The sequence below is a fragment of the Candidatus Avedoeria danica genome (genome assembly GCA_016703025.1).
In the GTDB taxonomy this organism is placed as follows: Bacteria; Chloroflexota; Anaerolineae; order Epilineales; family Epilineaceae; genus Avedoeria; species Avedoeria danica.
The window spans coordinates 2,644,737-2,662,754 of record JADJCV010000004.1 but is presented as its reverse complement, the minus strand read 5'-3'; the positions used below and the strand labels follow the sequence as shown (position 1 = coordinate 2,662,754).

General features: G+C 71.5%; 14 protein-coding genes. 5 read left to right on the top strand and 9 right to left on the bottom strand.

Annotated elements, in window-relative coordinates:
• Window positions 1-12: 12 nt before the first annotated feature.
• The 6 genes from IPG72_13540 to IPG72_13515 all read right to left on the bottom strand — a co-directional run bounded on the left by IPG72_13540 (window position 13) and on the right by IPG72_13515 (window position 6,814).
• The gene (locus tag IPG72_13540) at window positions 13-1,308 is read right to left on the bottom strand and encodes a hypothetical protein (protein ID MBK6770007.1); all 1,296 of its coding nucleotides are present in this window, start codon (window positions 1,306-1,308) and stop codon (window positions 13-15) included.
• Window positions 1,309-1,461: 153 nt separating this feature from the next.
• Window positions 1,462-2,544 (bottom strand): glycosyltransferase family 9 protein, encoded by a 1,083-nt coding sequence (locus IPG72_13535; GenBank protein ID MBK6770006.1) that lies wholly within the window; start codon window positions 2,542-2,544, stop codon window positions 1,462-1,464.
• Between the two features lie 43 nt (window positions 2,545-2,587).
• Window positions 2,588-4,021, bottom strand: a complete 1,434-nt coding sequence (locus IPG72_13530; protein MBK6770005.1) for an ATP-binding protein — start codon at window positions 4,019-4,021, stop codon at window positions 2,588-2,590.
• Window positions 3,942-4,847 (bottom strand): DnaD domain protein, encoded by a 906-nt coding sequence (locus IPG72_13525; GenBank protein MBK6770004.1) that lies wholly within the window; start codon window positions 4,845-4,847, stop codon window positions 3,942-3,944. Before IPG72_13525 ends, IPG72_13530 begins: the two co-directional genes overlap by 80 nt.
• Window positions 4,844-6,223: a replicative DNA helicase gene (dnaB, locus tag IPG72_13520; protein MBK6770003.1), complete on the bottom strand. Its 1,380-nt coding sequence runs from the start codon at window positions 6,221-6,223 to the stop codon at window positions 4,844-4,846. Before dnaB ends, IPG72_13525 begins: the two co-directional genes overlap by 4 nt.
• A gap of 42 nt (window positions 6,224-6,265) precedes the next feature.
• Window positions 6,266-6,814: a bifunctional nuclease family protein gene (locus IPG72_13515; protein MBK6770002.1), complete on the bottom strand. Its 549-nt coding sequence runs from the start codon at window positions 6,812-6,814 to the stop codon at window positions 6,266-6,268.
• A 165-nt stretch (window positions 6,815-6,979) separates the two neighbouring features.
• Between IPG72_13515 and IPG72_13510 the strand changes: the two genes are divergently transcribed.
• Complete coding sequence (locus IPG72_13510) at window positions 6,980-7,324, top strand: hypothetical protein (protein ID MBK6770001.1); 345 nt, start codon at window positions 6,980-6,982, stop codon at window positions 7,322-7,324.
• A 35-nt stretch (window positions 7,325-7,359) separates the two neighbouring features.
• Here IPG72_13510 and IPG72_13505 read toward each other — a convergent pair whose 3' ends face one another.
• On the bottom strand, window positions 7,360-8,190 hold the full coding sequence (locus IPG72_13505) for a TlpA family protein disulfide reductase (protein ID MBK6770000.1): 831 nt from the start codon (window positions 8,188-8,190) through the stop codon (window positions 7,360-7,362).
• A gap of 148 nt (window positions 8,191-8,338) precedes the next feature.
• Here IPG72_13505 and IPG72_13500 point away from each other — a divergent pair, with 148 nt between their 5' ends.
• Complete coding sequence (locus tag IPG72_13500; GenBank protein ID MBK6769999.1) at window positions 8,339-9,226, top strand: thioredoxin domain-containing protein; 888 nt, start codon at window positions 8,339-8,341, stop codon at window positions 9,224-9,226.
• 21 nt (window positions 9,227-9,247) lie between these two features.
• On the opposite strand, the gene ligA is transcribed toward IPG72_13500, so the two are convergent.
• Entirely contained in the window at window positions 9,248-11,395 is a 2,148-nt protein-coding gene (gene ligA / locus IPG72_13495) for an NAD-dependent DNA ligase LigA (protein MBK6769998.1), read from the bottom strand.
• A gap of 112 nt (window positions 11,396-11,507) precedes the next feature.
• Between ligA and IPG72_13490 the strand changes: the two genes are divergently transcribed.
• Entirely contained in the window at window positions 11,508-11,894 is a 387-nt protein-coding gene (locus IPG72_13490) for a CrcB family protein (protein MBK6769997.1), read from the top strand.
• A 429-nt stretch (window positions 11,895-12,323) separates the two neighbouring features.
• On the top strand, window positions 12,324-15,206 hold the full coding sequence (locus tag IPG72_13485; protein ID MBK6769996.1) for a sulfatase-like hydrolase/transferase: 2,883 nt from the start codon (window positions 12,324-12,326) through the stop codon (window positions 15,204-15,206).
• Window positions 15,207-15,271: 65 nt separating this feature from the next.
• Here IPG72_13485 and IPG72_13480 read toward each other — a convergent pair whose 3' ends face one another.
• A complete protein-coding gene (locus IPG72_13480) occupies window positions 15,272-16,831 on the bottom strand; it encodes an MFS transporter (protein ID MBK6769995.1) in 1,560 nt (519 codons plus the stop codon).
• Window positions 16,832-17,077: 246 nt separating this feature from the next.
• Here IPG72_13480 and IPG72_13475 point away from each other — a divergent pair, with 246 nt between their 5' ends.
• A complete protein-coding gene (locus IPG72_13475; GenBank protein MBK6769994.1) occupies window positions 17,078-17,869 on the top strand; it encodes a formate/nitrite transporter family protein in 792 nt (263 codons plus the stop codon).
• Window positions 17,870-18,018: the final 149 nt, after the last annotated feature.

The following is an 18,018-nucleotide window of genomic DNA, read 5'->3' as shown; positions in this document are numbered from 1 at the left end:
GCTTGCGATCTTTTACCAGGGCAGCACGGTGGTCTCGATCAGCTGCTTGACGTGCTGCGTCACGCCGTTCACGACGACCGGCTCGCTCTTCACATACGCCACGCGCAGCCCGCCGGACACCGGGCGGGCGATGACGTTGCCGAGCACGGTCACGCCGGCGGCCGAGATCCGGTGCGCCGTGCCGGTGGCCGTGTCGATCTCGTACAACGTGCCGCCTTGGACGACGAAGACGCGGTTCGCGGCGATGACGAGCTCGCCCGGCAGCGCCGTCTGGCCGGTGGCGCGGGTCAGGTCGGCGACGTGCGTCAGCGTCCGGCCGGCCAAGTCATACACGGCCAGGTCGGTCTGGTACGTCGCCGCGCCCGCCGCCGTCTGGTGGCCGGCCTTGGCGCGCAGGACGTACAGCCGCGCGCCGGCAGCGTCGAAGCCGACGTCCGGCATCGCCTCGCCCGGCAGCGGCACCTGGGCGATCGGCGTTCCGGTCGTGCTGTCGATGATCTGGACGAGGCTGCTGTCCAGGTCGGACATGGCCGCCAGCGCGATACGGCTGCCGTCCGGTGAGACGTCGAACGCGCCGCCGCCGTCGCCGACCGGAGTCTTGAGGCCCGACGCGATCGTCGTCGACGCGCGTGTGGCGATGTCGATCCGGAGGAGGTCGCCCCCGGCGTCGAGGCCGATGACGGAGCGGCCGTCCGGCGTGAGCGCGTACCCGTCGATCATGCAGCAGCCCTCCGTGAGGTTCGTCATCGTGGTGCCGTCCGTGCTCAGGTGGAAGAGATCGCGCGGCGCCGTCACGCTGCGGTTCAGGTCCGCCATGTCCCATGACTGGACGTGCGCGACGACGCCGTCGCTGTTCGGGATCGCGGCGATGTCGATGTAGGCGCGCTGCCCGCCGTCGAGGCCGGCGAGCACCATGCCGGTGGCCGCGTAGCCCTGCGCTGCCGGATCGAATGCCAGCCGGAAGAGGGCCGGTGGGTTCGGATACGCCTTGTTGACGGTGTAGACGATGTCGTCGCCGTCGCCGAGGAAGGCGATGTGTTTGACGTACCACTCGGACTCCGTTGAACTCTCCGGGATGCCGCCCGAGACGTCGGCATTCAGGACGGCGCTCGGGGCGAAGAGCGTGGCGCCGAGCATCGGCTGGCGCACGGCGGAACCCGATCGGGGTCCGGCGTCGGAATCGCGTTCGCGGACCTCGGCGATCCGGCGACTGCCGAGCAGAGCCGCGACGAACACCGCCGTCGCCGCGGCCGTGACCGCCAGCGTCAGCGCGACGGCGCGGGCGCTCTTGCGGCGTGGTTGAACCATGTTGACCCTCCCTTGGTGGAACGAATCGTCGGTGGAACGAATCGTCGAAGCGTGGGTGGTGCTGGCCAGCATGGGGAGTATGGGGGGCGGGCGTTGCGCAGGCGTCCCAGGGCGCCGCGGTGGACGTCGGCCCTCTGTTTCCGCCATTCGAGATCAGTCGCGCGCGGTCCGGTGTGCCCGCCGCACGGCATCCCACACCGCCTCGACCGTCACCGCCTCGATCGGCCGCCCCCAGCCGCCCGGCGTGACCGCCTCGCCCGCCCCCGGCACCGGCCCGTAGCGCAGCGCGCTCGTCGGCCCGAAGACGACGACGGAGGGCGTGCCGACGGCCGAAGCCAGGTGCGCCACGCCGCTGTCGTTGCCGAGGTAGGCATCGGCGCGGGCGATGAGCGCGGCGGTGGCGCCGAGTGACAATTGGCCGGCCACGTCGACGGCGTGCGTCCCGAACGTCGCGGCACCCGCCGCCACGTCGGCTGCCAGCGCGACGTCGTCCGGCCCGCCCACGACGAGCGCCGTGCCGCCAAGGCCCGCCCACCGGGCCGCGATCCCGGCGAAGCCCGCGGCGGGCCAGCGCTTCGCGAGGTGCTCGGCGCCTGGGTTCTGGCCGCCGCCGGGGTGGATGACGAGCCACGGCCGAGGCAGGGCCGGCGTCCGCACGCCGCTTGGCGCTGCGGGGGCCGCCCCGACCGCGACAATCGGTGTCGCGGCGGCCGCGATCGCCCCATCGGCCGCCGCCTCGTCGCCCGCCGACGGCACGAACACCGGGCGCGGATCAGCTGCCTGAACGCCGACGGCGCGGGCCAGATCGAGATAGATCTCGGTTTCGTGGCGCGGATCGGCGGGCGCTGTCGGCACGCCCTCGGTGTGCAGCCACCCGCGTCCGCCGCTGTCAAGCCCGACGCGCACCGGGATGCCGGCCAGCCGGGCGATCAGGGCCGGGATCGGCGAGCGCTCGGCGATGAACGCCGCGTCGTACCCGCCTCTGCGCAGCGTGCGCACGAGCCGGGCGACGGCCGCCAGGCGCAGATCCCCGCGCTGCGTGCCGGTTGCGTCGACGAGCGCGTGGATGTCCGGGTTGCCGACGAGAACGGGACGGCTGTGGTCGCCGACGGCCCAATCGATCCGCGCGTCCGGCCAGGCGGCCTTGAGGCTGCGCGCGAGCGGCGTCGCCATCAGGACGTCGCCGATGCAGCATGGCTTGATGAGGACGATGCGGCGGGGCGGGAAGGTCATCATCCGGCGGAACCGTCGCCGATCACACGGTCGATCACGCTGTCGATCACGCCGAACGCCGCCGCCCACCGCCCCTGGCCGCGCCGGGCGCGGCGCTCGGCGTCGTCGGCCCGTGGTAAGGCGGCGCGACGATCTCGAAGAGCGTGCAGAGCCGCCGGTCGAACATCCGCGTGCGCAGGCTGGAGTGGAGGTTGTCAAGGTTGCTCGTCGTCGTGATGACGGTCGGCAGCCGGGCGGCGTAGCGGTGGTTCAGGAGCTGGAAGAGCTTCTCCTGCGCCCACGGCGTCGCGCTCTCCGTGCCGAGGTCGTCGAGGACGAGCAGGGGCGCTCGGCGGACCTCGTCGAAGCGCTGGTCGTAGTCCACCTTGCTGTTCGGGCTGAACGTGTTGCGGAGGTGGTCGAGGAGGTCGGGCACGACGACGAAGAGCGCGTCGCCGCCGTTGGCCACGTACGCGTTGGCGATGGCCGCGGCCAGGTGCGTCTTGCCGACGCCGTGTGCGCCGAGGATGACGAACCAGCCGGTGGGGTTCATCGCCCAGGTGTATGCCTCGTGCTGGGCGCGGGCGAGGTGCTCGGCTTCCGTCCGCTGGACATAACCGGAGCGCACGTTCCACGTGGCGAAGGTCTGATCGGCATAGAGATGGAGGCTCGAGAGCTCGTCCGACTCGTGCGGCAGTCCGAGGCGGTAGTCGATCGTCCGGATGTCGATCTGTTTGGCGAATCCGGCGTGGCCGAAGCGCGAGCGCAGGCGCTCGTCGAACGCGTCGGGGGCGACGTTGGTCGTGATGACGGTCGGCAGCTGGTGGGTGTAGCGGTGGTTCAGGATCTGGAAGAGCTTCTCGCCGGCCCACGGCGTCGGCGCCTGCGTGCCGAGGTCGTCCAGGATGAGGAGCGGCGCGCCGCGGACGGCCTCGAGCCGAGCGTCGAGGTCGCCGTCCGCATCGCGGGCAAATCCGGCCCGCAGATAGTCCAGGAGGTCGGGGACGACGACGAAGAGGACCGGCTCGCCCTCCGCCAGCCGGGCGTTGGCGATCGCCGCCGCCAAGTGGGTCTTGCCCGTCCCGTAGCCGCCCCACAGCACGAGCCAGCCCTTGGGCTGCGCCGCGAACGCGCGCGCCTCGGTCATCGCCGTGTGGAGGCTGGCGGCGGACTCGGGCGAGTTGCCGGAGGCCTCGATCGTGAACGTCTCGAACGTCATCCCGTCCAGCGCCGCCAAATGCGATGCTTGCCGCACGCCCTCAGCCCGCCGCGCCGCCAGATCGTCGGCGATACAGCGGCACGGGTAGGCCCGGCCGAACTCGGGGTGGCCGACCGGGACGTCGTGGCGCAGCCAGCCGACGCCGCCGCAGATCGGGCAGGGCGGCGGTCCGGACGCGCGGTCGTCCGCGGCATCGTCCGCGCTAGTGCTTGACCCAAGCCGCGTACGGGCCTTCGCTATCGGGTCGGCGAGAGGTCTCAGCGCGTCGCCCAGCGATTTCATCGTCATCTCCGTCATAGCCTTCGCGCGCCCAGCGCGTGAGGATCGCCCGGACGTAGCTCCACTTCCGCGCGCCGGCAGCCGCCGCCAGACGGAACGCGTGCGTGAGCCACGCCGCAGGATAGGTGGCCGCGGCCTCGGCGAGCTCGTCGGCCAGGATCGGGCTGACCATGCCGATCGTCTGCTCGTACAGGACGAAGATGTTCGGTCGATCAGCCGGATCGGCCTGTTCGTCGGACTCCGTCGGAATCGCGATGCGTGCCGCCTGCCCGGCGGCGAGCGACGACGACGTCGCATTCGACGAGGTCGCCAACGCCGCCAGGTCCGGCCAGCGGCCCGGATCGGCCGCCACGTCGTCGATCACCTGCCGCCCGGCGCGGTCGTTCACGGCGTACCAGCCGCCGCCATCGAGCAACAGGCCTTGGGCGACGAGGACGCGGCACGCCTCACCGATCGCCGCCGTCGCGGCGGCACCCGTGCGCGACGACGATTCGCCGGCCGGGGCGTCGAGGCGCGCGGCGGCCGCCCGCCGCAACCCGAGGTCGGACGCGACGTCGGATGCGCGGACGGCCGGTGGGGCGCCGGCGGGGCGGCGGTGGACCTGCCAGATCGCCCAGAGGAGGACGCGCAGCGCCAGCGGGTCGGCCAGCGCGGCGAGGTCGCGGCTGAAGAGCACGTCGGGCACGGGCGTCGTGCGGGCGCCGGACGGGTAGCCGAAGGCGGCGCGCGGGTCGCGGGCGGCCTCGCCGGCGGGGCGTGCGCTGCCGGCAGGGCCGGGGCGGCGCGAGATCGCCGGCCCGGGCGTTGGGCGCGTCGGCCGGGCCGTCACGGGGCGCCCCAGCCGGCCGGTGGCGCCTCGAGCGCGGCGCCACTCGGTGCCTTGGCCAGGTCGGCGAAGCGCGTCTCGGCGCCGATGAACACGAGCTCGATCTGTCCGGTCGGGCCGTGGCGGTGCTTGGCGACCATGACCTCGGTGATGTTCGACCGCTCGGTCTCCTTGCCGGCCTCGGCGTCGCGGTAGAGGAACAGGACGATGTCGGCGTCCTGCTCGATCGCGCCGGACTCACGCAGGTCGGACAGCTGAGGGCGGCGGTCGGCGCGGTTTTCGACGGCGCGCGAGAGCTGGCTGGCGGCGATGACGGGCACCTTCAGCTCGCGGGCGAGGGACTTCAGGCTCCGCGAGATGAGGCCGATCTCCTGGACGCGGTTCTCGACGCGCTTGCCGGCCTGCATGAGCTGGAGGTAGTCGATGATCACGAGGTCGACGCCGCGCTCGGAGACGAGGCGCCTGACCTTGGCGCGGACCTCGAAGGGCGAGATGCCGGGCGTGTCGTCGATGTAGAGGGGTGCGCCGGCGAGCTCGCCCATCGCCCGGGTCAGGAGCTCGAGGTCGCGGTCGTTGCGAATCCGCCCCATGCGAAGATCCTGGGCCGAGATCCCGGTCTTGGAGGCGAGCAAGCGCTGCGCCAGCTGCTCGGCGCTCATCTCGAGGCTGAACACGGCCACCGTCAGGCCCGTTTCGATGGCGACGTTCGCCGCCACCGAGAGGAGCCAGCTCGTCTTGCCCATGCCCGGCCGGCCGGCGACGATGCACAGGTCGGACGGCTGCAGCCCGCCGAGGAGGCGGTCGAGGTCGACGAAGCCCGTCGGCGTGCCGAGCATGGACTCGCGGTTCGCCTGGATGTCCTCGATCCGCTCGAAGTAGGCATCCATGATCTCGCGCAAAGAGAGCAGCTCGCGGCGCTGGCGGTCCTTGAAGACGTTGAACAGGACGCCCTCGGCCTCGTCGATCGTCTCCTCGACGGTCTCGGCGTCGTCCTGCCACGCGATCTGGGCGATCTTGCCGGCCGCCGATATCAGGCGGCGCATGACGGACGCCCGCTCGACGAGGCCGGCGTAGTGCTCCACGTAGTGCGCCACGGGCGTGTGCGCCATCAGCTCGGTCAGGTAGGCGCTGCCGCCGACGTCGACGAGCTGGTTCGCGCGCTCGAGCTCGGCGGCGACGGTCAGATAGTCGACCGCGAGACCGCGCCGGAACAGCTCGGTGATCGCACCGAAGACCTTCTGATGCGCCGGTCGGAAGAAGTCGTCGGGCTGCAGCAAGCCGACGACCTGCGGCGCGGCGGCCGGGTCGATCAGGAGCGCACCGAGCACGGCCTGCTCGGCGTCGAGGTTGGCGGGGGCGACCGTGTTGGAATCGAGCATCGGGGGCCAAGGGGCCTCGAGGGCCTGGGAGGTGCGCCGAGGTCAGTCCTCGCCGTCGGCTGGGGGTCCGAAGTCACCGAGATCGAGCTCTTCGAAGAAGTCGCGGAAGACGTCGAGGCCGTCCTCGTCACTGGCTGCCGACCGGGCGGCCGGCGGTCGGGCAGCGCCGGTGGCCACCTCGTCCGGCTCGGCCGTCGGGAGCTGGCCGGCGGCGGCCATCACCTCGTCGGCCACGTAGATCGGCACGTCAACCCGCACCGCCAGCGCGATGGCATCGCTCGAGCGGCTGTCGATCTCGATCGTCTCGTCGCCGCGGGTGACGACGATCCGGGCAAAGTAGGTCTCATCGGCCAGCTCGTTGACGACGACGTGGTGGACGTGGGCGCCGAGCTGCTCGATCGCGCCGCGGAGGAGGTCATGGGTGAGGGGTCGATCGATCTCGGTGTGCTGGAGGCCAAGCGTGATCGCGTCGGCCTCGAAGGGGCCGATCCAGATCGGCAGGAAGCGTGGGCCGTCCTTCTCGCGCAGCAGCACCAGCCGCTGCTGGTTCATCAGGCTGACCCGGATGCTCTCGACCTTGACCTCGACCATCGGGATGCTCCTCACCTCGGCCGGCGCGACGACGACGTCGATGCAACCGGTAGGGGCGATTATACCGCGCCGGGCGGGCTACCTATAATCGCCCTCCGCGGCACCCGCTCCGCCGCGCCGACGTAGCGCCCGGGTCCGACGCCCGCCCGAAAGGTCCCGCCGACGATGCCCGATTCCATCTCGGCCCTGTTGCCCGCCCTCGGTGCGCTGTGTGGCGGCGCGCTGGCGCTGCTCGTGTTCAGCGTGGGGTTCTGGACGGCCCGCGACGCCGCCGCCCGGACGCGCGACCGGGCGCTGCGGCTGCTGTCCGTCCTGCTCGTGCTGGCGTTGCCCGGCATCGGCAGCGTGATCTACCTGCTGCTCCGGCCGCGCGAGACTTTGTCCGACCGCTACGAGCGCGAGATGGTCGAGGAGATCCTGGCGCGCGAGATCAGCCTGGCGGCGCTGGCGCGGCGCCAGAAGGCGCCGGCGGTGTCGTCATCGGCGGGCGACAGGGCGGCATCGGATTGATCGCAGGGGCACGGCACGCCGTGCCCTCCTCGAACCTACGACGCAGGTTCCTCGAGGCCCAACACCTTGCGGACCTCGTGGTCCAGCGTGGCGTTGTTCGGGAACATGCCGGTGTGGACCAGGCGGACGACGCCCTCGGTGTCGATGAGGAACGTCGCCGGGAGGCCGTACACGTTCCAGTCGTTCTGGAGCTGGTAGGCGGCATCGCCCCACAGGATCGGGAACGTCAGGCCGCTCTGCGTGACGTAGCGCTGGATTGTTTCCTCGGCCATGCTCGGCGGCACCTTCTCGCCGCCATCGACGGCCAGCAGCACGAGTCCTTGGTCCTTGTAGTTGTCGTGCGCCTTCTGCAGCCATGGCATCTCCCGCCGGCACGGCGGGCACCACGTGGCCCAGAAGTTCACGAGCACCGTCTTGCCGGCGTGCGACGACAGGCTGACGTCCTCGCCGGTGTCGAGCTGCGTGAGCGTGAAGTCCGGCACCGGCTTGTCGAGCAGCGGGTGGGACACCTCGCGCAGCGGGAAGATCGTCGGGTCGTTGTCGAGGTCGGGCTGGGCGTACGGGTCCACACCGGCGTCGGTGATCCCGGAGCTGCCCGTCATCGGCATCGGCCGGCCGTCCGGGCCGATCACGACGACCTGGCTGGTGGGCACGGCAACGACCGGCGCAGGCGGGGGAAGCGTCTCGACGACCTTGCCGCCGCCGATCATCCGTCCGAGGTACCAGCCGGCGACGACGACAGCCACCGCCAGCACGGGCAGGAGCAGTGCCTGCCAGCCGATCTCGATGACACGCTCGTCCGGCGTATCGAGCTGCGTCGTATTGCCCAGCGGCCCATCGACCGCCGCTGCTTGGGTCTCGTCCATCGTTGTCTCCTGATCCGAATCCGTCCAGCCGAGCGATGATAGCATACGGTCGGGGATGCCGGCCCGCGCACGCGACACCGTTGTCGATCCGTTCCCGCCGCGCCCTATAATGGACCGGTCCACGCCCCGCCAAGAGGAGTCTGAACGCGTGAAATCATCTGTCGTGCTGGCGCTGCTCATGGCGGCACTTCTGTTGGCCCCGGCGGCGTGCGGCGGCGGGGCGTCCGAGTCGGACGAGGGCGGAACGGCGACGGCCGGGGCCGATGCGGCCGCTGCTTCGACGCCGATGAGCGGCACGCTGGCCGCCGAGATCGGCGAGGCCATGGCGTCCGATGGCGAGGGAACGCCCGAGCCGACGCCGAACGCCACGGTCGAGAAGCTGGCCGAGACGTTCACGCTGCCGGAGGACGGCGACGCCGACGCACCGCTCCTGATCATGGAGTTCTCTGACTACCGCTGTCCGTACTGCAGGCAGTTCTTCGACGAGACGATGCCGTCACTGCGCAAGGACTGGATCGAGACCGGCAAGGCCAAGCTGCAGTTCTTCGACCTTCCGCTGACGATGCACGGCTTCCCGGCCGTCATCGGCGCCGAGGCTGCGCACTGCGCCGGCGAGCAGGGCGCGTACTGGGCGATGCATGACGCGCTGTACGAGGCGTTCGACGACCTGACCGAAGCCGCCGACGCCCAGGACGAGGCCGATTCGATGGCCGAGATCCTGAAGGTGGCCGAGGACGTCGAAGGGGTCGACATGGACAAGCTGACGGCGTGCGTCGAGTCCCAGCAGTACCGCCCGATCGTCAAGGAGCTGGCCGACACGGCGCTCGAGCGCGAGATCAACGGCACGCCGTGGTTCATCCTGCTGGCCGGCGAGCACGCCGAGCAGATCCCGGGCTACGTGGACTACGAGACAATGCTGCCGCTCCTGGAGCGCGAGTACAGCCGCGCCCTCGGCACGCCGATCCCGACGGACACGCCGGCGCCGGCCACGCCGACGCCCGCGGCGACGCCGGAGACCACCGCAACCACCCCGTAGGGGCACCCACAAGGGGTGCTCCTACATTGGAATGCCCGTTCCAACGAGGTCGATCAGCCCCGCCTCGTCGATCACCGCCACACCCAACGCCTGCGCCTTCGCCAACTTGGACCCCGCCGCCTCGCCGGCCACGACGTAATCCGTCTTCGCGCTGACGCTGCCGACGACCTTGCCGCCGGCGGCCTCGATGCGTGCGGCGGCCTCCTCGCGCGTCATCGTCGGCAGCGTGCCGGTCAGGACGAGCTTCTTGCCGGCGAGCGGGCCCGCCGCCCCATTCGCTGCGCCGCCGTCGCCTCCACCCTCGACCGCCGCGCGCGGCGTCCAGTCCGGGTCGGCGACGCGCACGCCGGCCGCGGTCAGGCGCTGGGCGAGCGCACGGTTGCGCGGCACGGCGAACCATGCGACGACGGACGCGGCGATCTCGGGGCCGACGCCGTCCACGGCGGTCAGCGCCGTCTCGTCGGCCCCGGCGAGCGCGTCCAGGCTGCCGAAGGCGCCGGCCAACGCGGCGGCCACCGTGCTGCCGACGTGGCGGATGCCGAGGCCGATCAGCAGGCGCCGCAGCGGCCGGTGGCGGCTGGCGTCGACCGCGGCGATCACGTTGGCGATCCGTTTCTCGGCGAAGCCCTCGCGGCCCTCGAGGTCGGCGGGGACGAGGTTGTACAGGTCGGCGACGTCCGCGATCAGGCCGTCCGTGACAAACTGGGCGACGAGCTTCTCGCCGAGGCCGTCGATGTCCATGGCGCCGCGGGCGACGAAGTGCTCGACGTGTCGGACGAGCTGCTCGGGGCAGGCGGCATTCGTGCAGTACGTGTCGGCTTCACCCGGCGTGCGCGTAACGGGCTCGCCGCAGACCGGGCAGCGGTCCGGCATGTGCCACGGCAGCGCGTCGCTCGGCCGGAGCTCGGGCACGACCTTGATCACCTGCGGGATCACCTCGCCGGCCCGCTTGACGAGGACGGTGTCGCCGACGCGGATGTCGCGCTCGGTGACGTAGTCCTCGTTGTGGAGCGTGGCCTGGCTGACGGTCACGCCGCCGATCCCGACGGGCGCGAGCGTGGCGTGCGGCACGAGCTTGCCGGTCCGGCCGACGTTCACATTGATGGCCACGACGACCGTCGTCGCCTCCTCGGACGCCGTCTTGTAGGCGATCGCCCAGCGCGGGTGGTGCGAAACGCTGCCGAGCGCGTCCTGCAGGTCGAGCGCATCGACCTTGAGGACGATCCCGTCGGCCAGGTAGTTCAGCGATGCGCGGCGCGCCAGCCAGGCATCGGCGTAGGCCAGCGCGTCATCGAGGTCGGCGAAGCGGCGGCGGTCGGGGTTGCCGGGGAGGCCGATCGCCTCGAGGGCGTTCAGGAGGTCCCAGTGGGATGCGACGCCGAGCGCGTGCGGGTCGGGCACGCCGTACGTGATCAGCCGGAGCGGGCGCGACGCGGTGATCGTCGGATCGAGCTGGCGCAGGCTGCCGGCGGCGGCGTTGCGCGGGTTGGCGTACGTCCGGCCCTCGACGGCGAGCGCGCGCTCGTTCATCGCCGCGAAGCCATCGAGCGGCAGGTAGACCTCGCCGCGCACTTCGAGATCGGGCGGGACCGCGACGCCGTCGGGCAGCGGCCCGTCGACGGCCGGGACGCGCAGCGGGACGCCGCGGATCGTGCGGACGTTGGCGGTGATGTCCTCGCCGAGCGTTCCGTCGCCCCGCGTCGCACCTTGGACCAGGACACCGTCGCGATAGCGAAGCGCGACGGCCACGCCGTCGACCTTGGGCTCGAGGACGTAGGCGAGCGACGCCGCTCGCGCCGCCGCGGCGGCATCGCCGTCGACTTCCGCCAGCCGCCGCAGCACCCGCTCGCCCCACGTCCGCACGCCTTCGGCGCTGAACGCGTTGTCCAGCGAGAGCATCGGGTGCGGATGCTGGACCTTGCCGAAGGCATCGACCGGCGGGCCGCCGATGGCCAGCGTCGGCGTGTCGGGCGTGACGACGTCGGGGTGGGCGGCCTCGATGTCCTGCAGCGCCTTGAAGAGTGCGTCATACTCGGCGTCCGAGATCTCGGGGGCGTCGCGGACGTAGTAGAGGTGGCTGTGGCGGCGGATCTCGCGGCGGAGGGCTTCGGCGCGGGCCGACGGGTCGTCCGATGAGGGGACGACGGCGGATCGATCGTCGCTGGGCATGTGGGCCTCCGGTGGCGCGGCGAACGAGGAGGTATTATCGTCTGCGGAGCGGCAAGTGCGGAAACGCTTGCCGGTTGTCGTCGCTGTGGAACCAGTCGTCGGAGGGTGCGAATTGCAGCGGTACCTCCTCGTCGCCGCCGGCGCCGCGCTCGGCGGGATGGCGCGCTATGCCCTATCCAGCGCCGCCACGCGTGCGTTCGGCAGCGGCTTGCCGTACGGGACGCTGGCGGTCAACGTGCTCGGCTGCTTCTGCGCCGGGGCGTTCGTGACGGCGATCGCGTCGCGGGGCTTGGGGGCGGAGGGGGCACGGCTGTTCGTGCTGGTCGGCGTGCTCGGCGGGTTCACGACGTTCTCGGCCTTCGGGGTCGAGACGGTGGCGTTCCTGAACAGCGGTGCGGTGTCGCGGGCCGCGGCGAACGGCGCGGCGAACGTCGTGCTGGGCGTGGGCGCGGTCGCCGTCGGCGGGGCGGCGGCACGGGCGATCGGGTGGGGGGGCTGAAGCGGTGTCGACGATCCTCCGGTGGGACGAGGGCGCGAAGCGGCCGGCGGCGCGGGCGGCGCGGCGGGCGGGGGAGGGGCGGAGGGAGCGGTGAGGTTGCGGGAACGGCGGGGTCGCGGCTTCAGGAACGCAACGTGGTGGATGGCGGTAAAGCAATGTGGAGTGCTTACCCGACACAATGTGGCTTCCTGTCACGATTCCATGTGGAGATTCCGGAGCAGCAACATGGCGATTCCGCCCGATGCGCGGCGGGTGAACGAGTACGACCGCCCGGAGCTTGTGATCCGAGTGCGGCCGAACGCCATCTAACCACCGCTCCGCCCGCGCGTTCTCTCCCTCAACCGCACGGCGCCCCCCGCGCCCCCCGAGTTTGAGGTGACGGACATGCCCGCCACTCGACGTTTGATTGGCTTCGGATTGGGTACCGTCGTGCTCGCCCTGGCCGGGTCGGTGGCGCGAACGACATCAGCAATCACAACGACGTCGGCGGCTCAGACTGCTCCTTCGCCGAACATCGTCCTCATCCTGGCCGATGACCTCGACACCGACCTCGGCACGATGGCGCGCGAGTACGCGCCGAACATCCACCGCCTGATCGCCGACGAGGGCGCGACGCTGGACGACTACTACGTGACGGACTCCCTCTGCTGCCCGTCGCGCACGACTTACCTCCGCGGCCAGTACACCCACAACCACGGCGTCTACACGAACGGCGGCGCGACCGGCGGCTACGAGCGGATGGTGCCGCTCGGCCTCGAGTCGTCCACGCTGGCGACGTGGCTGCAGGCGGCGTCCTATCGCACCGCCCTCATCGGCAAGTACATCAACGGCTACCCGCTCGTCGGCGACGACACGCACATCCCGGCCGGCTGGTCGGAGTGGTTCAGCCCGGCCGCCGGCAACCCGTACGGCTCCTACAACTACACCCTCAACGAGAACGGCACGCTCGTCCGCTACGGCCGCACGCCCGCCGACCACATCACCGACGTCCTCGCCGCCAAGGCCGACGCCTTCATCGCCGCCGCCGCTCCCGCCGAAGCGCCGTTCTTCGCCTTCATCACTCCCTACGCCCCGCACGCCCCCGCCGACCCGGCCCCCCGCCACGCCGCTCTCCTCCCCGACCTCAAGGCGCCCCGCGGCGGCTCGTACAACGAAGCCGACGTCTCCGACAAGCCCGCCGCCCTCGCCGCCCGCCCGCCCCTCAATGCGCGCCAGATGACCACGGGTGACGAGCTCTACCGCAACCGTGTCCTATCGATGATGGCCGTCGACGAGATGGTCGCCCGCCTGATCGCCACCCTCGAATCCAGCGGCGAACTCGCCAACACGTACGTCATCTTCACCTCCGACAACGGCTTTCACATCGGCCAGCACCGCCTGCCGCAGGGCAAGCAGACCGCCTACGAAGAGGACATCCACGTCCCGTTCTACATCCGCGGTCCCGGCATCGCTGCGGGCACCGTCGTCGACGACGTCCTCGCCGGCAACGTCGACATCGCACCGACGCTGGCCGAGCTGGGGGGCGCGGCCGTGCCGGACTTCGTCGACGGGCGCTCGTTTGCGCCGTACCTGAGGGACGATATCGACGGGATTCCCGCGCCGGGCACGTGGCGCCAAGCGTTCCTCGTCGAACAGTACCCGTTCGAGAACGAGCGGGGCGTCGAAGCGACGGCCGTCGCCCGACGGGACGGCGATGTCGCCAGCGCCCGCGCCGGCCTCTTCGAGCCGCCGGACGGCGATCAGATTGCCCGAAGCCAAGAACGTCCTGGCCTATCGCCGCTAAGCATCCTCCCCCTCCCCCAGACTTGGGGGAGTGGGTCGGGGGGAGAGGGCCTTAGGCCGTCGCGCCCCGACGGTCTCCTCGGCCTCTCGCGCACCTCCTCCGCCGCCCAAGTCTCCTCCGCCACCTACATCGCCCTCCGCACCTCGCGCCTTACGTACATCGAACACGCCACCGGCGAGCGTGAGCTGTACGACAACAACGCCGACCCCCACCAACTGGACAACTTCGCCGCGACCGCCCACGAGGAACTCCTCGCGGTGCAATCGGCTTGGGTGCGCGAACTTCACACCTGCGCCGGCGCCGCCTGCCGAACGCTCGAGGCGCGCCAGCCCATCGCCGACGTGCCGACATCGACCCCGACGCCCGTCGCCGGGCCGACATCCACCCACGCTGACGCTCGCCTCTGGCTCCCCATCGCCCACGCCGGCGCCGAACCCACAAGTCCGTTCGCGGGCGAGCGCGCAACCGAACTGGCGCAGACGCCGCCGGCCGCCACACGCTTGCCCACCACCGCCCGGCCGTCGCCGACCGCCACGCGGTGGCCCACCGCCACCGCCGCGACCCGCACCGCCACGCCACCCGCCGCCGCCCCGACGTCGCCCCCCCTCACCTCCGCCGCCTGCCCCCAAGCCGCCGCCTACAGCGCCGCCGCCGACGGCGTCTCCCTCTACGTCACCCGCGACGGCGTGCCCGTCTGCGCCGACTACCCGAACGGTGGCTCGCCCGACCAAGCCAACGCCCTGGCCAGCGGCACAAAGAGCTTCAGCGGCGTGATGGCCGCCGCCGCCATCGAGGACGGCATCCTCACCGGCTGGGACGAGGTCGTCGCCGGCACCGTCACGGAGTGGCAGGGCGATCCGCGCAAGTCCAAGATCACCGTCCGCCACCTCCTCAGCCTCACGAGCGGCCTCGACGCAGGCGCCGTCGGCAACGTCCCGACGTACGCCGAAGCGATTGCGGCGCCGGCGACGTCCGATCCCGGCACGACGTTCGAGTACGGCCCCGTCCCGTACCAAGCCTTCGGCGAGTTCATGCGCCGCAAGCTCCAGGGGCGATATGCCGACCCGCTCGCCTACCTCGACGCCCGCATTCTCGAGCCCATCGGCGCCCGCTACGACGTCTGGCGCCGCGGCACGGACGGCATGCCGCGCCTGCCCTCCGGCGCCCAGTTCACGGCCGATGAGTGGATCAAGTTCGGCGACTTCGTCCGCCAGCACGGCCGATGGAACGGCCGCCAGCTCGTGCGCGCGGACCTGCTGGCTGAGTGCTTCATCGGCAGCGACGTCCGCCCGACGTACGGCCTGACGTGGTGGCTCCTCACGGACCTCGACCGCCCGGCCCCCGGCCGGCCCGCCCGCGTCGTCGCCGCCAAGGGCGCCGGCATCCAGCGGCTGTACGTGCTCGACGAGCATGGCATCGTCGCCGTCCGCCAGACCGGATCGCAGATCGACACGACGGCGGGCGAGGCGCGGTTCGGGGACGCGGCGTTTCTGGGGCGGTTGTTGGCGGATCTCGGAATCACCCCGTAGGGGCACCCCTTGTGGGTGCCCATCGTCGCGAACGACGCGGGATCGGGTCGAACGTACGCGCGGGATTACGACGCCCGCCACACCGCCGGTATCGCCAGCGCCCCCACCGCCAACACCGCCGCCAACAACCCGCCCACCAGGAACGTCGGCGCCGCGCCGTACAGGTCCGTCGCCCAACCGGCCGCGGCGAACGCGATCGGGACGGTGATGAAGCCCGCCAGCTGATCGAAGCTGGCCGCGCGGCCGAGCTTGTCGCCCGGGATGTGGTCCTGGAGCAGACCGACCCACGCCAGGCCCGTCAGCTCGAGGCAGAAGCCGTTGACGAGCGCCGCCGCGGCCAGCACGTACAGGGGCACCGGCAGGCCGTACAGCGCCAGCATCGCCGCCGCCAGCGCGATGCCGCCGTACATGATCCGCCCGCGGTGGGGCAGCTTGTCGTGCCGCCCACCCCACAGGCTGCCGAGCACGAAGCCGATCGGGAAGAACGCCAGCAGGAAGCCGAACACGCGCGGGTCGCCGTCGAACCGCTCGTCGACGAGGAACGGCATCGCCACGACGAACGGCCCGACCAGGCAGGCCGCCGCCACTGCGTTCACGAGGATCCCGGTCCGCACGATCGGCGAGCCGGCGACGACGGCGTAGCCTTCGCGCACGTCGTCCAGCCAATGCGGACGTTGCGAGCCGTCGATTCCCCCGCCGCCGTCGCTGCCGTCGCCGCCGCTGCCGACGACGAGGACACCGTCGCCGTCGCCGCTGCCCACCTCGGCGATCGCCGGCTCGAGGGCGTCCCGGATCATCGCCGTCGCATCGCTGCCGGGCTGAACGACGAGCGCTGTTGCAGGCTCGACTGTCGCGTCCGTCGTCGCGTCCGCCGTCGCGTCCGGCGTTGCCACCCGCCGCATCCGCCCAATCAGCGGCACCAGGAACGCCGCCGCGACGACGAACGACAGACCGTTCAGCAGCAGCCCGAGCTCGGTCCCGCCCGCCGCCACGATCAGCCCGCCGATCACCGGCCCGGCGATGCGGCCCAGCTGGAAGCTCATGCTCGTCAGCGCGTTTGCGCTCGGCAGGTCCTTTTCGTCCACGAGCTCGGGCACGAGCGCGAAGTAGGCCGGGCCGAAGAACGCGTTGCCCACACCGAACAGCAGCCCGAGGGCGTAGATTGGCCAGAGCTCGAGGTGCCCAGCGTAGGCCCACGCCGCCACCCCGAGCACCGCCACCGCCCGCACGACGTCGCTGACGAGCATGACGCCCAACCGCGACACCCGGTCGACGACCGCACCGCCGATGATCGTGAAGAGCGCCACGGGCAAGAAGGAGACGATCAGTACCGAACCCATCACCGCGCCCGAGCCGGTGAGCTCGAGGATCCACCACGCCAGGACGATCTCGTACACGTAGTCGCCGATCCGCGAGACCGTTTGGCCGATCCACAGGAGGGTGAAGCGGCGGTTGCCGAGGGCGCGCAGCGAGCGGAGGGCGCCCCCCCCTCCGACTTGCGGTCGAACGACGGCGCGACCGACGGTCACAGTGAGCGCGACGGCCGCGACGGCCAGCGCGATCGGCAGGACGTCAAGGTGATCGAAGATCGGCTCGATCGCGATTCCGGCTCTGGCGCCGTCCATGGCTTGCCCCTATTTTGGGTTCAGGTCATCGACAGGCTGGTGGGGATGGGGCGGAAGTTTGACCCATGGCCGCGCCGCGGTCAACGGACGCCACCCGTCGCGCCAGGCAAGGGATTGACGCCGATCGTTCGAGGGAGGTAAGGTAGCGTGCCGGACTTGGGTCCGGCGCACCCGGTCGCGATGCAGCGGCCTGTGGCTGGTTGGGCGCCGCCGTTCACATGGACCGTCGCGCACATCGGGAGCCTCATGTCCGCCGACCCGACCCTCGACGCCTACACGCCCGAAGAGATCGCCCGCCGCGTCCGCGACGTCGGCGTCACCAAGGGCCGGCGCGATGCCGTCAGCACCGGCGTCCTCGCCGTCCTCGCCGGCGCGTTCATCGCCCTCGGCGCCCTCCTGTCGAGCGTCGTGATGAGCGGGTCGACGCTCGGGTTCGGGCCGACACGCCTGCTGGGCGGCGGCGCGTTCAGCCTCGGGCTCATCCTTGTCGTCGTGGCCGGCGCCGAGCTCTTCACCGGCAACAACCTGATCGCCATGGCCTGGGCATCGCGCCTGCTGCCGTTTGGCGCGGTACTGCGCAACTGGGGCTTGGTGTACGCCGGCAACACCGTCGGCGCGCTCGGGACGGTCGCGCTCGCGTACCTGGGCGGCGTCCACACGCTCGGCCAGGGCGCCGTGGGCCAAACAATTGTCGCCATCGGCGTCTACAAGACCGAACTCAGCCCGCTGTCGATGTTCGCGCTCGCGATCCTGTGCAACGGGCTCGTCTGCCTGGCCGTCTGGCTGGCGATGGCCGGCCGCAGCGTCGTCGACAAGATCGTGGCGATCGTCTTCCCGGTGGCCGCATTCGTCGCGATGGGCTTCGAGCACTCGATCGCCAACCTGTTCTTCCTGCCGTATGCCTGGCTGCTGGCCCCCGAGCAAGTGAGCGCGACCGGCATCGCGTTGAACGTGGCGGTCGTCACGGCCGGCAACATCGTCGGCGGCACGCTGCTCGTGGCGGCGGTGTACTGGCTGGCCTACCTTCGGCGGACGTGACGACGCGCCCAACTCCCTGATCGGAGTCACGCGAGAAGACGCACGACAACAACTTCCTCGGCCGGAGCGCCCGCGCGCTGCGCGGCCATGGGCACAGTGCGATGGATGGGCGTCACCCACCGTATTCCACCTATCCCGCGCATCCGCCC